The 21,608-nt window shown below is 70.2% G+C and carries 21 protein-coding genes; 11 read left to right on the top strand and 10 right to left on the bottom strand.

From position 1 onward, the window contains the following. Positions 1–176: 176 nt before the first annotated feature. The 10 genes from rpsO to PLE19_08450 all read left to right on the top strand — a co-directional run bounded on the left by rpsO (position 177) and on the right by PLE19_08450 (position 9,860). A complete protein-coding gene (rpsO, locus tag PLE19_08495; GenBank protein HPD14975.1) occupies positions 177–440 on the top strand; it encodes a 30S ribosomal protein S15 in 264 nt (87 codons plus the stop codon). Between the two features lie 183 nt (positions 441–623). Further along, the gene (gene pnp, locus PLE19_08490; GenBank protein HPD14974.1) at positions 624–2,750 is read left to right on the top strand and encodes a polyribonucleotide nucleotidyltransferase; all 2,127 of its coding nucleotides are present in this window, start codon (positions 624–626) and stop codon (positions 2,748–2,750) included. Between the two features lie 65 nt (positions 2,751–2,815). Next, positions 2,816–3,022: a cold shock domain-containing protein gene (locus tag PLE19_08485; GenBank protein HPD14973.1), complete on the top strand. Its 207-nt coding sequence runs from the start codon at positions 2,816–2,818 to the stop codon at positions 3,020–3,022. Between the two features lie 94 nt (positions 3,023–3,116). After that, a complete protein-coding gene (locus tag PLE19_08480) occupies positions 3,117–3,851 on the top strand; it encodes an ATP-binding protein (GenBank protein HPD14972.1) in 735 nt (244 codons plus the stop codon). After that, positions 3,848–5,206, top strand: coding sequence for a sigma-54 dependent transcriptional regulator (locus tag PLE19_08475; protein HPD14971.1), 1,359 nt, complete (start codon positions 3,848–3,850; stop codon positions 5,204–5,206). The genes PLE19_08480 and PLE19_08475 overlap by 4 nt, the downstream gene beginning before the upstream one ends. A 156-nt stretch (positions 5,207–5,362) precedes the next feature. After that, entirely contained in the window at positions 5,363–7,144 is a 1,782-nt protein-coding gene (locus PLE19_08470) for a YgiQ family radical SAM protein (protein HPD14970.1), read from the top strand. A gap of 68 nt (positions 7,145–7,212) precedes the next feature. Continuing rightward, positions 7,213–8,001, top strand: coding sequence for a glycosyltransferase (locus PLE19_08465; GenBank protein HPD14969.1), 789 nt, complete (start codon positions 7,213–7,215; stop codon positions 7,999–8,001). 57 nt (positions 8,002–8,058) lie between these two features. Next, on the top strand, positions 8,059–8,586 hold the full coding sequence (locus PLE19_08460) for a sigma-70 family RNA polymerase sigma factor (protein HPD14968.1): 528 nt from the start codon (positions 8,059–8,061) through the stop codon (positions 8,584–8,586). A gap of 3 nt (positions 8,587–8,589) precedes the next feature. Continuing rightward, positions 8,590–9,045 carry a hypothetical protein gene (locus PLE19_08455; GenBank protein ID HPD14967.1) on the top strand — a complete coding sequence of 152 codons (456 nt, stop codon included), beginning with the start codon at positions 8,590–8,592 and terminating at the stop codon, positions 9,043–9,045. Between the two features lie 11 nt (positions 9,046–9,056). Beyond that, on the top strand, positions 9,057–9,860 hold the full coding sequence (locus tag PLE19_08450) for a hypothetical protein (GenBank protein HPD14966.1): 804 nt from the start codon (positions 9,057–9,059) through the stop codon (positions 9,858–9,860). Between the two features lie 276 nt (positions 9,861–10,136). Here the strand turns inward: PLE19_08450 and PLE19_08445 are convergent, their stop codons facing one another. Continuing rightward, entirely contained in the window at positions 10,137–11,099 is a 963-nt protein-coding gene (locus PLE19_08445; protein ID HPD14965.1) for a queuosine salvage family protein, read from the bottom strand. A 733-nt stretch (positions 11,100–11,832) separates the two neighbouring features. On the opposite strand from PLE19_08445, the gene PLE19_08440 reads away from it, so the two are divergent. After that, positions 11,833–12,642 (top strand): hypothetical protein, encoded by an 810-nt coding sequence (locus PLE19_08440; GenBank protein ID HPD14964.1) that lies wholly within the window; start codon positions 11,833–11,835, stop codon positions 12,640–12,642. Positions 12,643–12,722: 80 nt separating this feature from the next. Here PLE19_08440 and PLE19_08435 read toward each other — a convergent pair whose 3' ends face one another. From PLE19_08435 to PLE19_08395, 9 genes are all read right to left on the bottom strand, one after another. Further along, positions 12,723–13,331, bottom strand: coding sequence for a PA14 domain-containing protein (locus PLE19_08435; GenBank protein ID HPD14963.1), 609 nt, complete (start codon positions 13,329–13,331; stop codon positions 12,723–12,725). Positions 13,332–13,396: 65 nt separating this feature from the next. Further along, on the bottom strand, positions 13,397–14,110 hold the full coding sequence (locus tag PLE19_08430) for a hypothetical protein (GenBank protein HPD14962.1): 714 nt from the start codon (positions 14,108–14,110) through the stop codon (positions 13,397–13,399). A 521-nt stretch (positions 14,111–14,631) separates the two neighbouring features. After that, a complete protein-coding gene (locus PLE19_08425) occupies positions 14,632–15,723 on the bottom strand; it encodes a dienelactone hydrolase family protein (protein ID HPD14961.1) in 1,092 nt (363 codons plus the stop codon). A gap of 316 nt (positions 15,724–16,039) precedes the next feature. Then, positions 16,040–17,062: a Gfo/Idh/MocA family oxidoreductase gene (locus PLE19_08420; protein HPD14960.1), complete on the bottom strand. Its 1,023-nt coding sequence runs from the start codon at positions 17,060–17,062 to the stop codon at positions 16,040–16,042. A 73-nt stretch (positions 17,063–17,135) separates the two neighbouring features. Continuing rightward, positions 17,136–19,118: a hypothetical protein gene (locus PLE19_08415; protein HPD14959.1), complete on the bottom strand. Its 1,983-nt coding sequence runs from the start codon at positions 19,116–19,118 to the stop codon at positions 17,136–17,138. Positions 19,119–19,197: 79 nt separating this feature from the next. Continuing rightward, entirely contained in the window at positions 19,198–20,280 is a 1,083-nt protein-coding gene (locus PLE19_08410; GenBank protein ID HPD14958.1) for a uroporphyrinogen decarboxylase family protein, read from the bottom strand. Positions 20,281–20,319: 39 nt separating this feature from the next. Further along, positions 20,320–20,796 (bottom strand): 3-hydroxyacyl-ACP dehydratase FabZ family protein, encoded by a 477-nt coding sequence (locus tag PLE19_08405; GenBank protein HPD14957.1) that lies wholly within the window; start codon positions 20,794–20,796, stop codon positions 20,320–20,322. A gap of 44 nt (positions 20,797–20,840) precedes the next feature. After that, positions 20,841–21,128 carry an Asp-tRNA(Asn)/Glu-tRNA(Gln) amidotransferase subunit GatC gene (gatC, locus tag PLE19_08400; protein HPD14956.1) on the bottom strand — a complete coding sequence of 96 codons (288 nt, stop codon included), beginning with the start codon at positions 21,126–21,128 and terminating at the stop codon, positions 20,841–20,843. A 102-nt stretch (positions 21,129–21,230) separates the two neighbouring features. Continuing rightward, positions 21,231–21,584, bottom strand: a complete 354-nt coding sequence (locus PLE19_08395) for a hypothetical protein (GenBank protein HPD14955.1) — start codon at positions 21,582–21,584, stop codon at positions 21,231–21,233. Between the last annotated feature and the right edge of the window lie 24 nt (positions 21,585–21,608).

Genomic DNA, 21,608 nt, shown 5'->3' with positions numbered 1-21,608 from the left:
CGTGAGTCCTCCGCCCGCGATGCTCCACCCCCGATGGTAGCAGAAGGGATCGCTGGATTCAAGAACGCTGTTTGCAGTTGATCGGCACCCCCCGAAACGCTATAATGTGACGAACACTGCACGAGCGGGCGCGCGTGGAAGCCCCGCGCTAGGTGAAGGACACGCTGTCTATGACGATGGACGGAACGAAGAAGAGCGAACTCATCGGCACGTATCGGGTGCATGACCAGGACACGGGGTCGCCCGAGGTGCAAGTGGCGCTGCTGACGGAACGCATCAACCATCTGGCCGAACACCTGAAGTCCCACCGCAAGGACCACACCTCGCGACGCGGCCTGCTGCTGATGGTGGGCCGGCGCACCCGGCTGCTGCGGTATCTGCACCGCGTCAGTCCGGACCGGTACACGTTGGTGGTGAAGCGGCTGGGGATCCGCAAGTAGGCGCGCGGGCGACTCGCAACCTGTTCCGAGCCAGAGCGAACCCCGCCCGGTGAGCGGTCTGAGAACGGAAGAGAGAGCAGATCGGCAAGCGACACGAGCTTTCCCCACCACGTGTGACGGGCAAGGACAGGCCTATGGGTAGGCCGGCGTGCGGAGAAGGCACACAGGAGGCAAGAGACGCGCATGGCCATTCATCGAGTTGAGAGAGTCATCGGCGACCGACCCCTGATCATCGAGACCGGCAAACTCGCCAAGCAAGCGGAAGGCGCCGTGACGGTGCGCTACGGCGACACCGTGGTGCTGTCCACCGTGAGCTGCGCCGAGGCGCGGCGCGAGACCGACTTCTTTCCGCTGACGGTGGAGTACCGCGAGAAGTTCCACGCGGCGGGCAAGATCCCCGGCGGACGCTTCATGAAGCGCGAGGGGCGGCCGAGCCGCAAGGAAATCCTCACCTCGCGCATGTGCGACCGCCCCCTGCGCCCCCTCTTCCCCAAGGGCTTCCGCGAAGAGGTGATGATCCACTCGATCGTGCTGTCGGCCGACAAGGACAACGACCCCGACGTCCTGGCCATGGTCGGCTCCTCGGCCGCCCTGTCCATCTCGTCCATCCCCTTCCTCGGCCCCCTGGGCGCCGTGCGCGTGGGGCGCATCGGCGGGCGCTTCCTCATCAACCCCACCTACAAGCAGGTGGCGGACGGCGACCTGGACCTCGTGATGGCCGCCTCGAAGGACGCCATTGTGATGGTCGAGGCGGGCGCCAAGGAGATCCCCGAGTCGAGCGTCATCGAGGCCCTGCGCTTCGGGCACGACGCCTGCCGCCAGATCGTCGAGATGATCGAGGAGCTGGTGCGCGATTGCGGCGTCACCGCGCGCTTCTTCGAGGCCGCCGGCGTGCCCGAGGACCTCAAGGCCAAGCTGAACGCGAAATACCGCGGCCCGCTCCAGGAGCGCCTCCAGATCCGCGCCAAGCGCGAGCGCGGCGCCGCCGTCATCCAGTTACGCCAACAGGCCTTCGAGGAGTTCGCCCAGAGCGAGACGAACGAAGACGGCTACCCGAAGGGCGACGTGGCGGCCGCCTTCGAGGAACTCGAAGGCAAGGTGATGCGCAGCCTGATGGCCTCGGGCACCCGCTGCGACGGCCGCGGCCCCAAGGACATCCGCCCCATCGCCTGCGAGGTCGCCGTCCTGCCCCGCGCCCACGGCTCGGCGCTCTTCACCCGCGGCGAAACCCAGGCCCTCGTGGCCACCACGCTCGGCACCTCGACCGACGAGGAATGGGTCGAGAGCCTCTTCGAAGACTACACGCGCAAGTTCATGCTCCACTACAACTTCCCCGGCTTCTCGGTCGGCGAGGTGCGGCCCGAGCGCGGCCCCGGCCGCCGCGAGATCGGCCACGGCGCCCTCGCCGAGCGGGCCTTCGAGCCCGTGCTGCCCTCCTGCGAGGACTTCCCCTACACCATCCGCATCGTCTCCGAAATCCTCGAATCCAACGGCTCCTCCTCCATGGCCACCGTGTGCGGCGCCACGCTCTCGATGATGGACGCCGGCATCCCCATCCGCGACCCCGTGGCCGGCATCGCCATGGGCCTGATCAAAGAAGGCGACAAGGTGGCCATCCTCACCGACATCCTGGGGGATGAGGACCACTTCGGCGACATGGACTTCAAGGTGGCCGGCACCCAGCACGGCGTGACGGCGTTGCAGATGGACATCAAGATCGGCGGGCTGAGCGACAGCGTGATGCGAGCCGCCCTCGAGCAGGCGCGCGAGGCGCGCATCCACATCCTGCGCGAGATGCTCCGCACGCTCGACCGCCCGCGGCACGACATCTCGCCCTACGCGCCGCGCCTGCTCCGCGTGCAGATCGACCCCGCCAAGATCGGCACCGTGATCGGCCCCGGCGGCAAGATGATCCGCAGCATCGAGGCCGAATCCGGCGCCAAGGTGGAGATCGAAGACAGCGGCGTGATCACCATCGCCTCGCCCGACGTGCGGGCCGCCGAGCGCGCCCGCGACCTGATCCTCGGCCTCGTGGCCACCGCCGAGATCGGCAAGGTGTACAACGGCCGCGTCGTCTCGACCAAGAACTTCGGCGCCTTCATCGAGTTCCTCCCCGGCCAGGAGGGCCTCTGCCACATCTCCGAACTCGCCGACCGCTATGTCGAGAGGGTCGAGGACGAGGTGCGCGTGGGCGACGAGGTGAAGGTCAAGGTCATCTCCATTGACGACCAGGGCCGCGTGAAACTCAGCCGCAAGGCCGTGGGGCGCGACGACGGGCCGCCCCCGAGCCCCAACGGCGGCAGACGCTGATCGCGCGGCGCGCCCCCGGCCCCGCCGGGGGCGCGCCGCCGCTTCCCCCGCAGGGAGACGCCCGGATGGCTCAAGGCATCGTGAAGTGGTTCGACCCCAAGAAGGGCTATGGCTTCATCACGGTGGACGGGCAGCCCGACATCTTCGTCCACTGGCGCAACATCAAGGACTCCGAGGACTTCAAGACCCTCGAGGATGGCGAGGCGGTGCAGCTCGACATCGTGCAGGGCAACAAGGGCCTCGCTGCCGAGAACGTCATCCGCCTCGCCTGAGCCGCCGCGCCGAGTGCCTCCGGCCCCGAGGCAGGCCCTGGCCATCGCCCCGGAGACCGCCCGATTCCGCCCCCGGCCCGGTGCCAGGACGGCCATGAGCACGCACCCCGCTCCGCACGACAACGCCTGGTCCCACGTGGTCACCCTGGCCGCCGGCCTGGCCCACGAGATCAAGAACCCGCTGAGCACCATCAGCCTCAACCTGCAACTCATGCTCGAGGACTGGCAGCGCGACGCCACCACCCCGCGCGAGCGCCGCACCCTGAAGCGCCTTCAGACCCTCGAGCGCGAGACCACCCGCCTCGTCGGCCTCCTCGAGGACTTCCTGCGCTACGCCCGCACCCCGCACGCCAGCCCGCAGCCGTGCGAAGTGAATCTCCTGGTCCAGGAGCTGCTCGACTTCATCGCGCCCAAGGCCGCGCAGCTCGGCATCCGGGTGCGCAGCCAGCTCGCCGCCGACCTGCCCGTGATCCAGGCCGACCCCAAGCTGCTCAAGCAGGCCCTGCTCAACCTGCTCATCAACGCCGAAGAGGCCATGCCCAAGGGCGGCGAACTCATCGTCGCCACCTCGGCCAGCCCGCCCGGCGTGCAGATTGACGTCACCGACACGGGCATCGGCATCCCCGACCACCAGCTCGGGCGGATCTTCGACCTCTACTTCTCCACCAAAGAGGGCGGCAGCGGCCTGGGCCTCTGCACCGCGCGGCGCATCCTCGAACTCCACGGCGGCTCCATCGCCGTCGAGAGCGACGTGGGCAAGGGCACCCACTTCACCGTCCGCCTGCCGCTCGCCCCGCCCGGTTCCGCCACCCCGGAGGGCCGCCCATGACCGCTCCACGCCCCGCGATCCTGCTCGTGGACGACCGCGCCGACCACGCCGAGACTCTCGCCGACGCCCTGGAGGCCCTCGACGCCGTGTGCGACATCGCCACGGGCGGGCGCGAGGCCCTCGACCGCCTCTCGGCCAAGCCCTATGATCTGGTGATCACCGACCTCAAGATGGCCGATCTCGACGGCATGGAGCTGCTGCGCGAGGCCAAGGGCCGCAGCCCCGACACCGAGGTGATCGTCGTCACCGGCTACGCCACCGTCGAGAACGCCGTCGCCGCCATGCAGCAGGGCGCCGCCACCTACCTGCGCAAGCCGGTCAACCTCGAGGAACTGCGCGCCGTCGTCCGCAGCGTGCTCGAAAAGCAGGCCCTGCGCCGCACCAACGCCGAGCTGCGCCGCGAGCTCGACCAGCGCTACGGCTTCGAGGGCATCATCGGCAACAACCCGAAGATGCTGCGGCTGGTCGAGACGCTCCGCCAGATCGCCCCCACCGACGCCACGGTGCTCATCTACGGCGAGAGCGGTACGGGCAAGGAACTGGTCGCGCGCGCCATCCACAACAACAGCCCGCGGCGCGCCAAGCGCTTCGTCGCCCTCAACTGCGCCGCGCTCTCCGAGGGCATCCTCGAGAGCGAGCTGTTCGGCCACGAGAAAGGCTCGTTCACCGGCGCCGCCGCCGCGCGCCAGGGGCGGTTCGAATACGCCGACGGCGGCACGCTGCTCCTCGACGAGGTGGGCGACATGCCCGCCTCCACCCAGGTCAAGCTCCTGCGAGTCCTCGAACAGAACGAGATCGTCCGCGTCGGCTCCAACGCGCCCATCCATGTGGACGTCCGCATCGTGGCCGCCACCCACCGGCGGCTCGAGACGCTGATCAAGGAAGGCAAGTTCCGCGAGGACCTCTACTTCCGCCTCAAGGTGGTCACGCTCTACATTCCGCCGCTGCGCGAGCGGCCCGACGACATTCCGCTCCTCGCCGACCATTTCCTGCGCGAGATCGCCACGGCCTACAAGAAATCCGTCACCGAGATCGCTCCCGACGCCCGCCGCCGCCTGGCCGCCTACGAGTGGCCGGGCAACGTGCGCGAACTGCGCAACGCCATCGAGCACATGGTCGTCGTCACCACCGACCCCGTGCTGGGCGCCGACGACCTGCCCGACCACATCGCCCCCGGCGAGGCCCAGGCCGCCGAGGCCCCCCCGCTTGTCGGCATCTCCATCGAGCACGCCGAGCGCGAGCTGATCCGCAACACCCTGGCCGCCGTGGGCGGCAACCGTGTCGAGGCCGCCAAGACCCTCGGCATCGGCGAGCGCACGCTCTACCGCAAGATCAAGGAATACGACCTCAAGTAGCCCCTCGGCGACGGCTTCCTGCATCGAGCTCCACCGGCAGCGCAGGAACCCCAACCCTGGTTGCGCGCCCGGGCATCCTTTGATCTTCGCCCCCCAATCCCGTATTCTCATAGCAGAACAGCCCTCTGTGAGCACAGGCCCCCGCCGAGGCGTCCGATGGCCCAGCCCCCCACACTGCCCCAGCCCCCCTTCCTGCCCATGAGCCGCGCCGAAATGGACCGGCTGGGGTGGGACACGCTGGATGTTCTCCTGGTGACGGGGGATGCGTATGTGGACCACCCCGCCTTCGGCGCCGCGCTGCTGGGGCGATGGCTGGTGGCCCATGGCTTTCGCACGGGCATCATCGCCCAGCCGCAGTGGGACACTCCTGCGGGCATCGCCGCGCTGGGCCGCCCGCGCCTCTTCGCGGGCGTGACGGCGGGCGCCCTCGACTCGATGCTCGCCCACTACACCGCCTTCCGCAAGAAGCGGCACGACGACGCCTACACCCCCGGCGGCCGGGCCGGGGCACGGCCCAACCGAGCGACCATCGTCTACACCAACCTCGTGCGGCAGGCGTTTCCCGGCCTGCCCGTGATCATCGGCGGCATCGAGGCCTCGATGCGCCGGGCGAGCCACTACGACTTCTGGACCGACAGGCTCCGCCGCTCGCTGCTCCTCGACAGCAAGGCTGACCTGCTGGTCTACGGCATGGCCGAGCGGGCGGTGCTGGAGATCGCCCAGCGGCTGGCGGGCCGCGGACCGGGTGCCGCCTGCCCAGACGCCGCGCTGCGCGGCGTCCGAGGCACCGTGGTGGCCGCGGGCAAGCCCCACGAGTCTGACGAGTCTGGTAGAGTCTGGCTGACGCTGCCCTCTCACGAGGAAATGGAGGCGGACCCGGCGAAACTCATGGCCGCCACGCTGCTCCTCGAGCGCCAGGTGCATGGCGGCTCGGCCTGGGCCGCGCAGAGCACGCAAGGCCGCACACTGGTGTTCGCCCCGCCGTCCGAGCCCCTCACAACCGCTGAACTCGACGCGCTTTACGCCCTCCCATTCTCGCGCGCGCCCCACCCCTCGTACTGCGAGCCGATCCCCGCGGTCGAGATGGTGCAGTTCAGCCTCACCACCCACCGCGGCTGTGCGGGCGGCTGCTCGTTTTGCGCCCTGGCGCAGCACCAGGGCCGTCGCATCCGCTCGCGGAGCCGCGAGTCGGTCCTCGCCGAGGCTGCCCGCCTCACGACGCACCCGGCCTGGCGCGACAGCCTGTCGGACGTCGGTGGCCCCTCGGCCAACATGTGGGGTGCCACGTGCGCGGGCGACCCCGCGAGTTGCTGTCGCGTAAGTTGCCTTACACCAAGCATTTGCCCGAACTTCGCGGCCGACCAGCAGGCCCTGGCCGAGCTGCTTCGCGCCCTCGCCAAGGTGCCGGGGGTGAGGCACGTGCGAACCTCGAGCGGGGTGCGGCACGACCTCGCATTGACCGAGCCCGGCTATGTGGAGGCGCTGGTGGGCGAATTCACGGGCGGCCAACTCAAGCTCGCGCCCGAGCATTGCGTGGGCCACGTGCTGCGCCTGATGCGCAAGCCGGCCTTCGCCGCCTTCGAGCAGTTCCTCACCGTCTTCGAGCGTGTCTCGCGCGAGGCGGGCAAGGAACAATACGTGATACCTTACCTCCTCAGCGCCTTCCCCGGCTGCACCGACGCCGACATGCGCGCCCTGGCCCACTGGCTGCGCGCCCGCGGCTGGAGGCCCCAACAGGTGCAGTGCTTCATCCCCACCCCCGGCACCGTGGCCACCGCAATGTACTACGCCGGCATTGACCCCGATGGCCATCCCATTCCCGTCGCCCGCACCGACGCCCAGCGGATGCGCCAGCATGCCATCCTGGTCGGCAAGTGGGGCGGCGGCAGACCGGGGCAGCCGAGACCGGGCCAACGTAGAAGGTTTCGCAACTTGTAGCCTCGCGCTCTCTTGCGCCCCGCCCCCTCCATGCTAGAATGACGGCGAGGAGCAAAGGAGCGGCACCCTTGCCCGACGCTGTGGACCTCTCGATCATCGCCCCGATGTTCAACGAGGAGGAGAGCATCGCCGACACGGCGCGCCGCGTGCGCGAGGCGATGGCCGGCTTCGCCGGCTCCTGGGAACTGGTGATGGTGGACGACGGGAGCACCGACGCCTCGCGCGCCCGGGCCGAGGCCGAGGCGGCGCGCGACCCGCGCGTGCGGGTCGTCGGCTACACGCCTAACGCCGGCCGCGGCCGCGCTTTGCGCACAGGCTTCGCAGCCGCGCGCGGAGCATTCGTCGTAAGTGTTGATTTCGACCTGAGTTACGAGCCGTCGCACATCCTCCGCATGCACGAAGCGCTGAGACGCGCGGGCGGGCCCGACATCGTGCTGGCCTCGGCCTACATGCCCGGCGGCACGAGCGCGGGCGTGCCGTGGAAGCGCCTGCTGCCCAGCCGCCTGGGCAACTGGCTGCTGCGCTTCGCGTGGCCCGAGCGCATCTACACCTCCACCTGTATCGTGCGCGGGTATCGCCGCGAGGCGCTCGAGCGGCTGACGCTCACCGAGGATGGCAAGGACATCCATCTGGAGATCCTCAGCCAGGCATTCGAGCGTGGCCTGAGGATCGAAGAGATCCCCGGCCACCTGCGCGCTCGGGCGCGCGGCAAGTCGAAGGCGCGCCTCGGCGGCACCATCGGCAGCCACCTCGGGTTCCTGGCCCGGCGGCGGCCGGGCTTGTGCGCAGCCGTGGCCGCCGCAACCCTGGCGTTCCTCGCCGTGGCCGCCTGGCTGGCTCTTCGCAGCCTCAGATGACACCCATGGCTAACAAGAGCCGCACTCGCGGCACTTAGGGATAGAGCGAGTCGCAGCATGGAGCCCGACCTGGCGAGCATGGTGGCCGCAGCCAAGGCCGGCTCCGAGGTGGCGTGGCGGCAACTGGTCGAGGCGTTCCAGGCGCCGCTCGTGCGGCTGGCCTGGATGCTCACGGGCGACCGCGAGCTGGCCGCGGACGTGGCGCAGGAGGCCTTCGTCGAGGCCTTCGTCCGCCTCCGCCAGCTTCGCGAGCCCAAGGCGTTCGGCGGCTGGCTGCGGACGATGGCCGTGCGAATCGCCCAGCGGCGCCGCGAGCACCGCAAGTGGCAGCCAGAGCAGGAGATAGAGCACCATCGGACGCCGGAGACCGAGCTGGCCGGCGTCGAGTTGCGGCAGAGCGTGGACCGTGCCCTCGCGGCGCTGTCGCCCCTGTGCCGCGAGGCATTGGCCCTGGCGATGGAGGGCGGGCTGACCTCGGCCGAAGCCGCCACGCTGCTGGGCTGCTCGCCCGAGGCCTATCGCGTGAGGCTGCACAAGGCCCGACAGCAGATGCGGCGGCACCTGGCCGCCTTCCTCGAGGAGTGAGCGATGGACGAGCGCGACGACGCCCAACTCGATGCCCTGCTGCGGCAGGCCGCGCCCGACGCCGCGCCGGCCGGCCTGGCCCACCGCGTGGTGGCCGCCACGCGCGCCCGGCGCGCCCGCAGGCGGCTCATCCGCCTCGCCGCCGCCGCGGCGGCCGCGCTGGCCGTGGGCGGCGCGGTCCGCCTCGGGCTCGAGAGCGGAGCCGATGGCGCGAAACCCCTCGCAACGAACGCGATGAGGGCGCCGCTCGAGCCCGAACCGGTGAGCCCCGCGCCCACGCCCTCGCCCGCTTTCGCCGCCGTGTTGGCCTCCAGCGGCGAGGCCGCCCATCGCGTGATCCTGGGGCACTTCGACAACAAGCTCGTGGTGTTCGCACGGCCCAACGTGCGCGGGGCCGATGCTCCGGCCCCGTCGCCCCGCGCGTTCGCAGCGACCGTGGGCTACGAAACCCTGGACTAGGAGCCTGGAGAATGAGACTCACTCTCGTGGCGTTGCTGGCCGCCTTGTGGATGCGTGCGGGCCTCTGCGGCGAGCCGGCTGCGCCCGACAAGAAGCCGAAGCCCGCCGCCGGCGCCGAGGAACCCGAGGCCGACAAGAAGATCAAGGAACTCCTCAAGACGAAGAAGGTGACCTTCGACTTCGTCGAGACGCCGATTGTGGACGTGATGAACTTCATGCAGCAGCTCATCGGGGTGAACCTGATCGTGGATCCCGGCCTCGACAAGCAGATGCCGCTCACGCTGCGGGTGAACGAGATGCCGGTGGGCCAGGCGCTCCAGTGGATCGCGCGCCTCGCCGGCGGGAAGATGGACGTCCGCGACGGCGCCGTGGTGGTGGAGGTGGCCAAGGAGGGCGAGCGCGAGTTTGCCGCCCTGAAGCCGAAGCAGGAGAAGGCCCTGCTGAAGGCGGACCACGAGAAGATGATGCGCAAGGGGGGCCAGCCCTTCGGCAAGGTGAGCCTGCCCATCGGCAACGGCGGCACGCTCGAGATCGCTCTCGACGAGGACGACATGGGGCCGGAGATCCGCGCCCTCGTGCTCCGAATGCTTCATCGCCAGCTCATCGCCGAACTGGCCAAGCAGGACCCCGAGGGCGCCGCCCGGCTGCGCGAGGCGATGGAACACCGCATGCGCATGGAGACGGAGGAACGCCTGCGCGCGCTCCAGAGAGAGGCCGACATGCGCCGCCGCGCCGCCGAGGAAGACGCCCGCAGGGGGATGGAGAAGCGCGAGAAGCCCCAGAAGCCCGAGGCGGATAACAAGGGCCAATTCTAGGGTCTGTGCGGGAATCCACGCGGGACTGCGACGCCGCGAATTCTGGCCGCGAGCAAGGAGCGCGGAGGAGGCGATGCGGCGGAGAGCATCGTTGACGACGAGCGACACAGCTCGAGGCCATAGGTCGCGGCTTCCCTTCGGGTTGCGGCGGCAGCGGGGTGTCTGCCGCGTTGCGGCTCCTCAGCGATGCGCTCCGTAGCATCGCCTGCGTCGCCGCGCCTTGCATCCGCCCCGCTGGCGCCGGCAACGCAGCCCGCGTGGATTTCCGCACAGACCCTAGTAGAACACCGTGCGGGTGCGGTGCCGCGGCTGCGCCTTGTAGTGCGGCTGCTGCCCGCGGTTCCAGAGCACGTAGTCCAGCCCCATCGCCGTCACGTCGCCGCGGCCCGCCGCGCGGAGCGCGCCCACCATCCGCTCCACCGCATGAAGGGCGCAGGCGCGAATCTCCACCTCCTCGGGCGAGCCGGCGGGGACAAGCTCGCCGGCATCAATGCGCGCGGCCAGGCCCTCGTCGTAGGCCAGCACGCCGTCCACGCGCAGCACGTGGGGCACCAGGTTGTCGGCGAAGATCGTCAGGCGGTCGAGGTCGCCGAAGCGGCCCGGCCCCTCGCCGCCGAAGGCGATCGCGAGGTCGGCCGCCGCAAGCTGCGCCCGCTTGTAGAACGGCACCTGCCAGGCGCCGTACGGCTCGACGTCCTGGAAGTACGCCATCTCGGCGAGCAGGGCGGCGAGCCGCTCGGCCGAGCCTTCGGCCGCCGCGACCAGCCGCAGGAAGTCGCCGCCGAAGCGCTCGAGCAGGAACCGCCCCAGGTCGTTCAGCGCCCGGGCGAACAGGCGCATCAGCTCGCCGATCGGCTCGGCGGCGTCCTCCTGGCCGAAGAGGGCCGCGCAATCGGGCGCGGTGAGCCGGGCCAGCTCCTCCGCGGCGAATGGCCCTCGGGCGCGAAAGGCATCGGCGAGCGACGCCGCGACGGTGAAGTAGCCGGAGTGGCCGGGCCGCTTCCGCAGGTGGGGGAAGTAGCCCGAGCCGAAGTTCACGGTGTCGAGCGTGAGGAAGAAGGCCACCGTCTCGCCGCCGCGGCCGAGATAGTGCGTGGCCGGGTCGTGTTGCGGGCGCGCCGCCTGGTCGAGCGGGAGCGAAGCGGCGTAGTCCGCGATCCGCGCCTCGCGGATGCGCACGCGCGTTGCGCACTGCGCAACAGCCTGGCACGCGGCTCGAATCCGGTCTGCGATGCTCACGAGCGCGCCCCGCTGCCTGTGGGTTCGGCGCTCCGTCCCGGAACGCCTGCGGCAATGAGCGTGAGCCCCGCAGAGCACGGCCCCACCCACGGACCGCGGCGGCGATGGAGTGGGGGGCGGCCGAGCCAAGTGGCCTCTCGCTCCACCGCCATGCTATTGGCCTGCCCGCGCGAATTCAAGCCGAGGTTTCCCGGGGGGTGTGGGCCGGAATTGTAGGCAGGGTGGTTCTCTCTGGAGCCTGAAGGGCTCGCATGGGATAGCCCAGGGCAACGCCCTGGGTTCAGTGGGATTCACGGGTCCAGCCCTGAAGGGGCGAGATAGAAGCTCTCTATTCCGCCCTGTCAGGGCTGCCGCGGGGCGGTCTGGTTCCCAGGGCGTTGCCCTGGGCTATCCCATTTCGCTCCTTCGGAGCTCCAGCAGCCACCTACAACTCCGGCCCACACCCCTTTCCGGGGGTGCAGGCCGGAATCGCAGGCAGCTTCTATTGCGGGAATCCCCGGAATAGGGGAAGCGGCTCGCTTCGTCCGTTCGACAAGCGGGACGCTCGTCGCTATGAGAGTCCGCAACGGAAACTACCTCCAGAGATGGCCCACACCCGTTTGCGGGTACACGTGAGGCCCTGGCCGACGCCGCGCGGTTCCGACGACCGGGTTCCGGTGTTGACATCCACGGGATGCTTGGTATCTTAGGGGCAGTGCGGGAATCCACACGGGACCGCGACACAGGAGGAGCCATGAGCCGCAAGGAGTGCCCGAAGTGCCATGCGGCCCTTCCCAGGAAGGGGCAGTTCTGTCTCGACTGTGGCTTCGACCTCTACGCCGCGGGGCTGCACCATCGGCCCATCCCGTGGTTCCACATCCTCGTTCTCCCTCTGGTGCTGGCCGGCCTGGCGGCCCTGCTGATCGTGGGGCCGGGCAAGGGCGACACGGCCCCCGAGGTGAAGGTCGTCGTCGAGCAGACCCAGGGGCTGCTCGCCCTGCTGGCGCAGAAGGACTATGCGGGGGCGGTGGAGCAGTACTTCAGGGCCAATGCCGCGCGGTTCGCCGCGGCGGAGGAGAAGCTGCGCGACATCGCGCGCGGCGAGGGGGCGCAGGGCCTCAGGAACGCCCAGTCGCACGGCTTTCGCAACCTCGACGAGACGCTGGCCTACGTGCGCAAGCACGGCACCAAACACCCCGACTACATCGCTCGGCTGCTCTACGCCATCGTGTCGCGGCCTGAGCCCAACCCCTGGCTCTCGCCGCGGCGGGCCGAGCTGTTCTTCGAGTGGTATCTCGAGCAGTCGTTCGGCAGGGCCGACACGGCGCACGCCCAGATCGCCGCCCAGGACGCGCGCTGGGAGGACGGGCTGATGACGGTGAATGTGCGGTACCCGGAGCCTCCCGAGCTGGTGCCCGGGGCGGCCGACCCGTCGGTGTTGCGCTGGCGCCTCGTGGGCAGCGCCTGGGGCGGCTGCGGCAAGCAGCGGGCGGTGCTGGACTTCGGCACCGACGACCACCTGGCCGAGTTCCTGGACCTGCTGACGCGCCTGCCGGCGGACTGAGGCCCTTCTCTCCTCCACGCGCCTTGCGTGCGGCCAGAATCGCGGGCGTCGCAGTCCCACGCGGATTCTTGGACAGGCTCCTAGCGGGTCTCGAGGTCCTCGTCGGTGTGGAACAGATGTGAGGCGGGCACGATCTGCCTGCGGCCCCCGATGGTCCAGTAGAGCTTCGCTGGATCGTGGTCGTCCTTCTCCAGGCTCTGGCCCTGGAAGTACTCGATGACGATGCGGTGGTAGCCGGGGGTGAGGGTCGCGGCGGCCTTGCGGCGCGACTGGGGCGTCTTCTCCCAGCGGGCGCGCCAGTCGTCAATGAGCTTCTGGCCATCAATGAAGAGCCGCGCGCCGTCGTCGGCCCACAGCTCGAAGCCCACGTTCACAGGGTCCGAGGCCTTGTGTTCGCCCGAGGCGCCGGGCTCGATGTTGATGTAGCCGACCCACCGGATGCTGAACCAGCCGTTGCGGATGAACAGGTGGTTGATGAGCGGCTCCACGCGGCTGTAGGCGTAGGTCGTGAACGTCCAGTCGGCCGGATTCACCTTCGGCACGCTCACGCCGTCGGGCCAGTTGCCGCCCCAGAACTGGGGGTCCTGGTAGTAGTGCGCGACGAGGCCCTGCTTGTACTCGCGCGGGCCCTCGGCCCGCGCCAGCGACGCCAGCCCCACCATCAGCACCGCCGCCCACAGCGCTCTCATGTGTGCGCCTCCTGACCCTCCGCGTGCCGAGAACCGCCAGCCTGAAGAGTCTGCTGCTCCTCAGGTCAGTACTTCATCTCGGGGAACGGCTCGACCACCAGTTCCGGGGTATCCCTGTCCGCTCCCTGCCTGATCTTCACGCCCGCGGCGAGCGGACGGAGTTGGGTGGCGGTTGGCTCGCGGAACGGCTTGCCCGCGAGGGCCGCCTCGTAGCGCTGGAACATCTGGCCGTCGGTGAGGAAGCGGCCCGCCTGCACCTCGAGCCGGATCTGCTCGGCCATGGCCAGCACCAGCCCGGCCCGGCCCCCGGCCTCGCGGGCCTTGGCCCGGAACTGCTGGCAGAGGGCCTCGTTGCGGGCGAGGGAGCGTTTCTTGGCCTCCACCTCGTCGGGGGTGAGGGGACGCGCTCGGGGCGTTGGGTTCTCGGGGGGTGCCGCCGCGGGCGCCGCCTCTGGGGCGATGGGAACCCCATCCAGTGTCACCGCTCTAACCTTCGACCTGGCAATGGCATAGAGCTTGCCGGCGCAGCGGAAGGTCACCGAGATGACCGCCCCGCGCACCGTGGAGCCGTCGGCCAGCTCGACGCCGTCGCCCTCGCGCGACAGCGCCGCGGACTTGAGAACTGACCGGGCATAGGCGCGCGGAACCCCGTCCACACGCACGAGGAGTTCCTCGAGCGAGCCATGGAGGCGCCCCTGGTCGGCGAGTTGGAGAACATCGGCGCGCGAGCCGCACGCCAACAGGAGGGATACCGCTGCTGCAACCGCCCCGCGTCCCATGGCACCGCCCCGCCAAAGTCGGGCCAAAGTACGGACCGGCTTCTAATACAGTTCCGGGATAGTATAGCCCAGCAAATTAGTGATGTCAAGCGACCGGTCGGTCAATCCGTGCGCATTGCCCCAGACGGATGGCTCGCTGTAAGCGTATATATAGCAGGTACTTGAGAGGTACAGCGCGGTTCTTCATGGTCTGGCGATCTTGGCTCGGCGGGCCTGGTGGTTCCTCGGGAGGGCGCAGCCGGGTGCTTGGGGGGCGCAGCGTGCCCATGTTGTATCAACCCTGTGAGGGGGAAAGTGATACAGCAAGGCCAGAAGGGCGAGGATTGGCGATTCTCGCGGTTCCGGCCATACTCGCTCACCCGGGCGATGAGCAAGTATGCAAGGGGGGAATGCGGGAGGGCGTAAGGTGTTGCAACATAGGCGGTTATGGCGTGGTTTCGCCGGCGCCGCGGCACCGGTTCCGCGCTCCCGGCGGTCGGCAGGTCACGATCGCCAGGCCCTGGTGAGCCCGCAACCCGCCGCTACAGGCACGCAGCGAACCACTCGCGGACGCGCTCCTCGGCCTCGGGTGGCACGCTGTGCCCCTTGCGGTGATTGAACAGGCCGACCCGGGCGGGGCCGCCGTAGAGGCGGTAGACGGGCAGCGCCGCCTCGATGTAGGGCCAGCTCCGCGTCCCATCGGCGTCGTCGCCGCCCAGGAGCAGGAAGGCCCGCGGCGCGATCAGGCCGACCAGTTCGTGGTGGCTGCGCGCGAAGCCCGGGTCGCGCACCTCCTGGCCGAGGTACCAGGGGGCGTCCCAGTTCGAGAAGGAGATGCCGATGCCGCCCTCGCTGGAGACGGCGGCTTTGACCCGCTCGTCGAAGGCGGCGAGGTAGAGCGCCTCCTTGCCGCCCAGCGAGTGGCCCACGGCGCCCAGGCGCGCGGCGTCCACCTCGGGCAGGGTCTCGAGCACGTCCAGGGCGCGCGCGGCGTCGAAGAGCATCTTGGCCATGCCCTTGGCGCCGGGGTGGCGCTGGTGGAAGGCGGCCACGCGGGCGAGGTAGTCGCCCTCGCCCACCCACAGGAAGCACTTGGGGCAGAAGGCCACGAAGCCGCGCTGCGCGAGGCCGAGGCCGAACGCCTTTTCGGGCGTGTCGGTGAGGCCGGCCGTCTGGCGGATCGTGGCGTTGGTGGTGGAATGGAGGGCGACGATGCCGGGCCGCGGGCCGGTCTGCCTGGCGGGCTTGAGCAGGTAGGCCTCGACGGGGATTCCCGGCTCGCTCTCGTAGCGCACGAGCTGGCGGATGCAGCCCTCGGGGCGGTCCTCCTCCAGCACCTCGAGCTTGGGGCGTGCGCGCTCGGCCCGCACCGTGCCGAGGAAGTCGAGCCAGGCCTGGCGCAGCTCAGCCCGTCGCGTGCGCCAGGCCCCGAGCGTGGTGATGGGGCGCCCGTGTGCATCCACCAGCAGCGGCGCCAGCCGGGGTGTATCCGCCGGCAAGTCGGCGGGGGCCGCCTGCACTTCCGACAGCCAGGGCACAATCGGTCGCCTCTTCATGGTCCCGCTCCAGTAGCATCCGGGGAATGCGGCCAGAGCCGTGGCCGAGGCCAGGAACCGCCGCCGGCTCGTTCGCATGGTTCGCCTCCTGGGCATGACTCTGGGGTCTGTGCGGAAATCCACGCGGGCTGCGTTGCCGGCGTCAGCGGGGCGGATGCAAGGCGCGGCGACGCAGTCCCGTGTGGATTCCCGTACAGACCCTGGTTCGGCTCAGATACCATAGCGCGCGGCGGCAGGAATGCAAGGGGCCTGGCGGGGGCCCGCGCATGGACGCGGGCAGGCGACGAGCGTGTCATCGCCTGCCCGCCCTGCTTCGTGCGGGCTGGGCTTCCGCGTCCCGCGAATCTGCCGAGGCGGGACGCAGAGGTCCCGCCCACGGAACCGACGCGACGGGTCACTTCTTCGCGACGAGGGCCTGCCAGCCCTGGGCGTCCTTGGAGGCGGCCAGGATGATCTCGAGCACGGCGCGGCCCTCCTCCACCGAGTGGAGCGGGCGGGTGCCGTTCTGGAGGCAGGTGGCGAAGTGGGCGATCTGGTCGGCGAAGGTGTCGCCGCCGCTGAGCACCATCTTGGCCGGCTCGCGGAAGCCGTCGGGCAGCAGGAACAGGTCGTTGCCCGAGCCGAAGAGCTGGCCCTTCTCGCCCACGACGTGGATCTGGTGGGTGCCGTAGGGGTTGGGGAAGGCCCACGAGGTGAGGATTTCGCCGAGCGCGCCGCTGGCGAAGCGCACCTGGACGCTCGCGGTGTCTTCGCCTTCGATCTGCTGCACGAAGCGGCCCATGCTGCCGCGCACGCCCACGGCCTTCGAGCCGCCGAGATAGAGCAGGCGATAGGTGGGATGATAGCCCGTGTCAATCAGTTCGCCGCCGCCCTGGGTCTTCAGGCTGGCGCGCCAGGTGCCGGGGAACCACTGCACGCCGGCCAGGAAGCAGTCCTGCGACCGGATCCAGCGGATGGCGCCGATGGCGCCGGCGTCGAGCAGCTTCTTGGCCTCCTGCACGGCGGGCAGGAAGAGCTGGTTGTGGGCGGACATGTAGGTGATGCCGGCTTTCTGGACGGCGGCGGCGATGGTGTCGGCTTCCTTGAGGCTCATGCACATCGGCTTCTCGCACAGGATGTGCTTGCCGGCGGCGGCGGAGTCTACGATGGCCTTGGCGTGCAGGTGGTGGGGCAGGCAGATGATCACGGCGTCGAGGCCGTCGGCCAGGTCCTTGAGCATCTTGCGCCAGTCGGTGAACCAGGGGCGCTCGCCGCCGAGCTGGTCGTTGCGCGCCTTGAGGTTTTTCTCCGAGATGTCGCACAGGGCGACGCACTCGACCTTGTCCTTGTGCTTGAGCATGCCGGCGCAGTGGGCGCCGGCGATGCCGCCCGAGCCGATGATGGCGACACGGACTTTCCCTTCGACCTTCTTGGGCATGGCGTTTGCCTCCTATAAGGGCCCGATGATTGGGGGGAAATGGTACAGGAAACGGGCGTGGCGTGCAAGCGCGCTATTGGGCGGTGATCTCGAGCGTGCGGCCCTCGGGGCGGCGGATGCGGATGAATTCGCCCTGCGGGTCGAAGTCGGCATGCGGGCGGCCGTTGACGGTGACGCTCTGGAGCGGGGGGGCGCCCGGGCGGCGCAGGCGCAGGCGCAGTTCGGCGGGCCGGCCCTGGTCGGGCAGGTGCACGCGGGCGGCGACGAGGCCGCCGCTCTTCGCCTCGAGTTCGAAGCCGGCAAGGCCCCAACGCGTGGTGGCGCGCTCGACGCTGATTCGCTGGCCTGCGGCCAGCCAGGCGCGGGGCAGGGCGCGGCCGAGCCAGAGCAGGTCGGCGTCGGGCTCCTCGAAGGCGAGCATCCAGCGCGTCATCAGCGGGGTGACGAGCTGGGCCGGGACGCAGTAGTCGGCGGCAGGCCGGCGGGTGGGGGCGCCGCGGATGGCCACCTGCTCGTAGGCGGTGTAGGTGCCGGGGGTGCGGTGCACGGCGAGGTCGCCGTAGTAGCCGAGGAGGAAGTGGCGCACGCGGTCGCGCAGCAGCAGGCCGTAGGCGTAGCCCGCGTAGGGCCAGTCGTCCAGGCGGTCGAGGAAGCGGGTGGTGCCGAGCAGTTCGCCGCCGTGGGCGGCGCGGTAGGCGATGAGGGCGTCGTGCCATTCGGGGCGCAGGAAGCCGGCCGAGAGCATCTCGGGCCAGTAGCGGTAGTTGGTGTAGGAGGCGAAGCGGTCGGCGGTCATCGAGTGGAAGAAGCCGCCGCGGCCGGCCACGGGGGGCACGAACGGGGGCGCGGTGATGGGCACGACGCAGGCGCGCAGGCTGGCCTCGAGGTCGGCGTGGAGGGCGTGGCACTCGGCCGTGAGCTCGGCGGCGCGGCGGCTCAGGGTGTCGTCGCCCAGCGCGGCGTAGGCGCGCGCGGTTTCGAGCCAGCCGCGCCAGGCCCAGCCGCTGCCGGAGTAGTAGTAGTCGGGCTCGGCGGCGGTGTCGGCCTCGGCCGGGCCGAAGAGCAGGCCGTGGCGGGGGTCGTCGCGGGGCCACTTCTCCTGCGCGGCGCGGCGCAGGGCCAGCAGGTGGCCGGCGATGCGCTCGACGACGGGCACGCGCTCGCGGAGCCAGGCGTGGTCGCGGCTGCGCCGCGCGTAGCGGGCGATGGCGTCGAGCATCTGGCCGTACTCGGAGACGGCGGGGGCGTAGTAGTCGAAGGTGCCGTCGGGCCGCACGAGGCGATCGAGGTAGTCGTCGAGATGGGCGCGGGCGCGGGCCAGCAGGTTCCACTCCACGCAGGCGTTCACGGTGCTCAGGGTGGCGGGGGGGAAGGCGTCGTGGCGTGGCTCGCGGTAGAGGCCCACGCCGTAGCGGGCGCGCGGGCCGTCGTGGGTGATGAAGGCCCGCACGAGCGAGGCGAGGCAGGCGTTGGACACGGCGGCCTCGGGCCCCTCGAGGCGCAGGGCGGAGCCGAGGGCCCGCGTCCAGTGGGCGCCGAGCTCGCGCAGATAGTCCTCGAAGCGCTCGCTGGAGACGGGGATCTTGCCGCGCTCGCCGATCTGGAGGCGCAACACGGCCTCGCGCCCGCCGGCTCTCACGATGCGCAGGAAGACCAGGAGGTCGGGCCTCGTCGGGCGCACGAAGGCGATCTCCTGCCAGGCCAGCGACTGGGCGCTGTCGAAGAACGAGTAGTCAATGGCCGGCAGGTAGCCGCCGTACAGGCGCCGTTTGGCGCGGTCGCACGTCGCGGGCGGCAGGAGCTCGCGCGGGTCGAAGAGCGCGGAGTCGAATTGCACGGGGCCGAACTCGCCGGCGGTGACGCCGAGCCGGCCGTCGGGCTCGACGTAGAGGATGCGGCTCGACAGCTCGTTGCCGAGGAAGGTGTAGCCCACGAGCTCCGGCAACTGGGCCGCGCAGGCGGCGAGCGACGGGTCGCCGCCGCCGGCGAGCACCTGCTCGCCCAGGAGGTCGGCCTGGCTTTCCAGGAGCCGTTGGGCTTGGTCCTCGGCACACATCCCCAGGTCTCCCCGGCAAGGCCGCCGGCGCGCAGGGGCCGGCGGCGGGTCTTGCGGCGCCGCGCCCGCGGCCCGGCCGTCAGCCCAAGAAGCGTTCGATGTAGCGGCGGCCGCGGTACTCGGCGACGAGGCGTCGGTCGAGCGGGTATTGGCCGAAGCGGCGCGCGGCGGCGAGCATGGCCCGGTAGTTGGCGGGGCGGACGGCGGGGTGGATGCTGTTGGACGAGGCGAGGATGTGGCCGCCGCCCGGGCTGGCCTTGGCGATGGTCTCTTTGACGGCCTCGACCACGTCGTCGGGCGTGCCGCGCGAGAGCAGCTCGCCGCAGTCTACGTTGCCGCACAGGGCGATGCGGCGGCCGTACCGGGCCTTCACCTCGCCGATGTCCATCCCCGCGATCGGCTCGATGGGGTCGAGCGCGTCAATGCCCGCGCCCACCAGGTCGTCGAGGATCGGCCACAGGTTGCCGTCGGTGTGCTTGATGAAGGGCTTGCGCAGGCGGTGCGCGGTGTCCACCATCTCCTGGAGATAGGGCAGGCAGAACTCGCGGAAGTGGGCGGGCGACATGAGGGGGGCCTTGCGGTTGGCGTAGTCGTCGCCCGTGAGCAGCACGTCGGCGCCGAGCGCGGCGGCGCGTTCGCACACGCGCTTCTTGTAGTCGGTGACGATGCGGGCGAGGCGGTGGGCCACCTGGGGCTCGGCCACGTAGGCCATGAGCAGGCGGTCCATGCCGTAGAGGTAGCAGGAGAACTCGAAGGCGTCGTGGCTGAGGAAGACGATGGCGCGGCGGCCCTGGAAGCGGCGCACGGCCTCGGCCAGGGTGAGCAGGCGGTGGTCGGCGTCGGGGTCGGGCGCGCGATAGGCGTCGAGGTCGGCGGGCGACTTGATCGGGCCGTCCACCCGGTAGGGGATGCCGGTGGCCTCGTCGGTGCGCCAGAGGATGCCCCACTCGTCGCGCACGGTGTGCGGGTCGAGGCGGGTGACGCGCTGGTTCTCGAAGGTGGTGACGCCGTCGAGGTCCTCGCGGTCGCAGAAGTCGTGGTACGAGACGCCCGGCCCGTGGAGGGCGCGGATGATCGGCTCGTTGACGATGAGTTCCCACACCGGCACGCGGTCGGGCTGCTGGCGGCGGAGGGCTTTGAGGAAGCGCTGTTGACCCGTCATGGCATTCCGGGGCGAATCGCGGACTGCCGACCCGCAGTCCTACATGGGGACGCCGATGATCTTTCCCTCGAAGACCATTCTGGTGCCGACGAAGGCCTGGGCCTGCATGACGGCATAGGCGCGGCGCAGGCTCTCGATCTGGCCCACGACGATGAAGCGGTCGCCCGGCTTCACCTCGCCGCGGAAACGCACCTCGTCCATCCCGCCGAAGCCGACGAAGTCCTTGAGGTCCTTCACGCACTGGGCGATGAGGAAGCTGGCGGCCTGGGCGACCGCCTCGCACATCACCACGCCGGGCATGAGCGGACGGCCGGGAATGTGGCCGCGGACCCAGAACTCCTGGTCCGAGACGTCCTTGTAGGCGATGATGAGGCGCTTCTCGGTGTCCACGTGCACGATGGCCGTGAGCTGCTCCATCTCGAAGCGCTGGCGGTTGCACTTGCGGATCGCCTCGATGTCGTACTGGATGCGGCTCGTGTCAATCGAGGCGGGGTCCACGATGGGCGGCTTGGGCACGGCGAGATTCTCCTGTGACGGGCGCGGGCCTGCCCCGCTGGCGCTCAATCGAGGATCTTGGGCACCACATAACAGCCGCAGGCCTGCGCGGGGGCATTCGCCAGCATCGCCTCGCGAGGGGCCGAGGGGCGCTCCACGTCGTCGCGGAAGACGTTGCGCAGGCCCATGACGTGCGCCGTCGGCGCCACGTCCGAGGTGTCCAGCTCGGCGAGCTTCTCGAAGTAGGCCAGCACGCTGGCGAGCTGAGAGCCGAAGAGCTGGCGCTCGGCCTCGCTGAGCGCGAGGCGCGAGAGATGCGCCACATAGTCTATCTGGTCTCGGTTGAGGTCCATCGTGCTCGTGCTCTCGGCTCGCCTGCCCTGGCCACGACGCGGCCATTCTAGCAAAGCCGGGCCAAAAAGCAAGCGCCGACCCGGCCGCAGGAGAGACGAGGCTTACGTTGGGCAGGCGAGGGCGCTGAGCAACGGCTCGGCGATGAACGGCTTGGGGATGACGGCGTCGAAGAGCCGGTCGCGTTCGGGGCCGGCACGGTGCTCGGCGAGGCTGTCGAGCACAAGGAGGCGCGTGGTGGGGCTTGTCTCGCGCAACTGGCGAGCCGTCCCCGCAGGCTCGCTGCCCAGCAGATCCAGGTCCACCACCGCCACCGGACACGAGTCCCGACGCAACGCGTCCAGGGCCTCCGCCAAGGTCGAGACGCACTCGCACATATACCCTTGGCGCGCGAACAGGCGTCGCAGATGCTTCAGAACCGTCGGCTCAGCTACGACGAGCAGCAGCCTTTGGGGCATGGGGCACCTCTGGCGGAGCCAGTT

Source organism: Planctomycetota bacterium, assembly GCA_035384565.1.
Taxonomy (GTDB): Bacteria; Planctomycetota; PUPC01; order DSUN01; family DSUN01; genus DAOOIT01.
The sequence above is the reverse complement of the archived record's forward strand: the minus strand, read 5'-3'. Positions and strand labels throughout refer to the sequence as shown.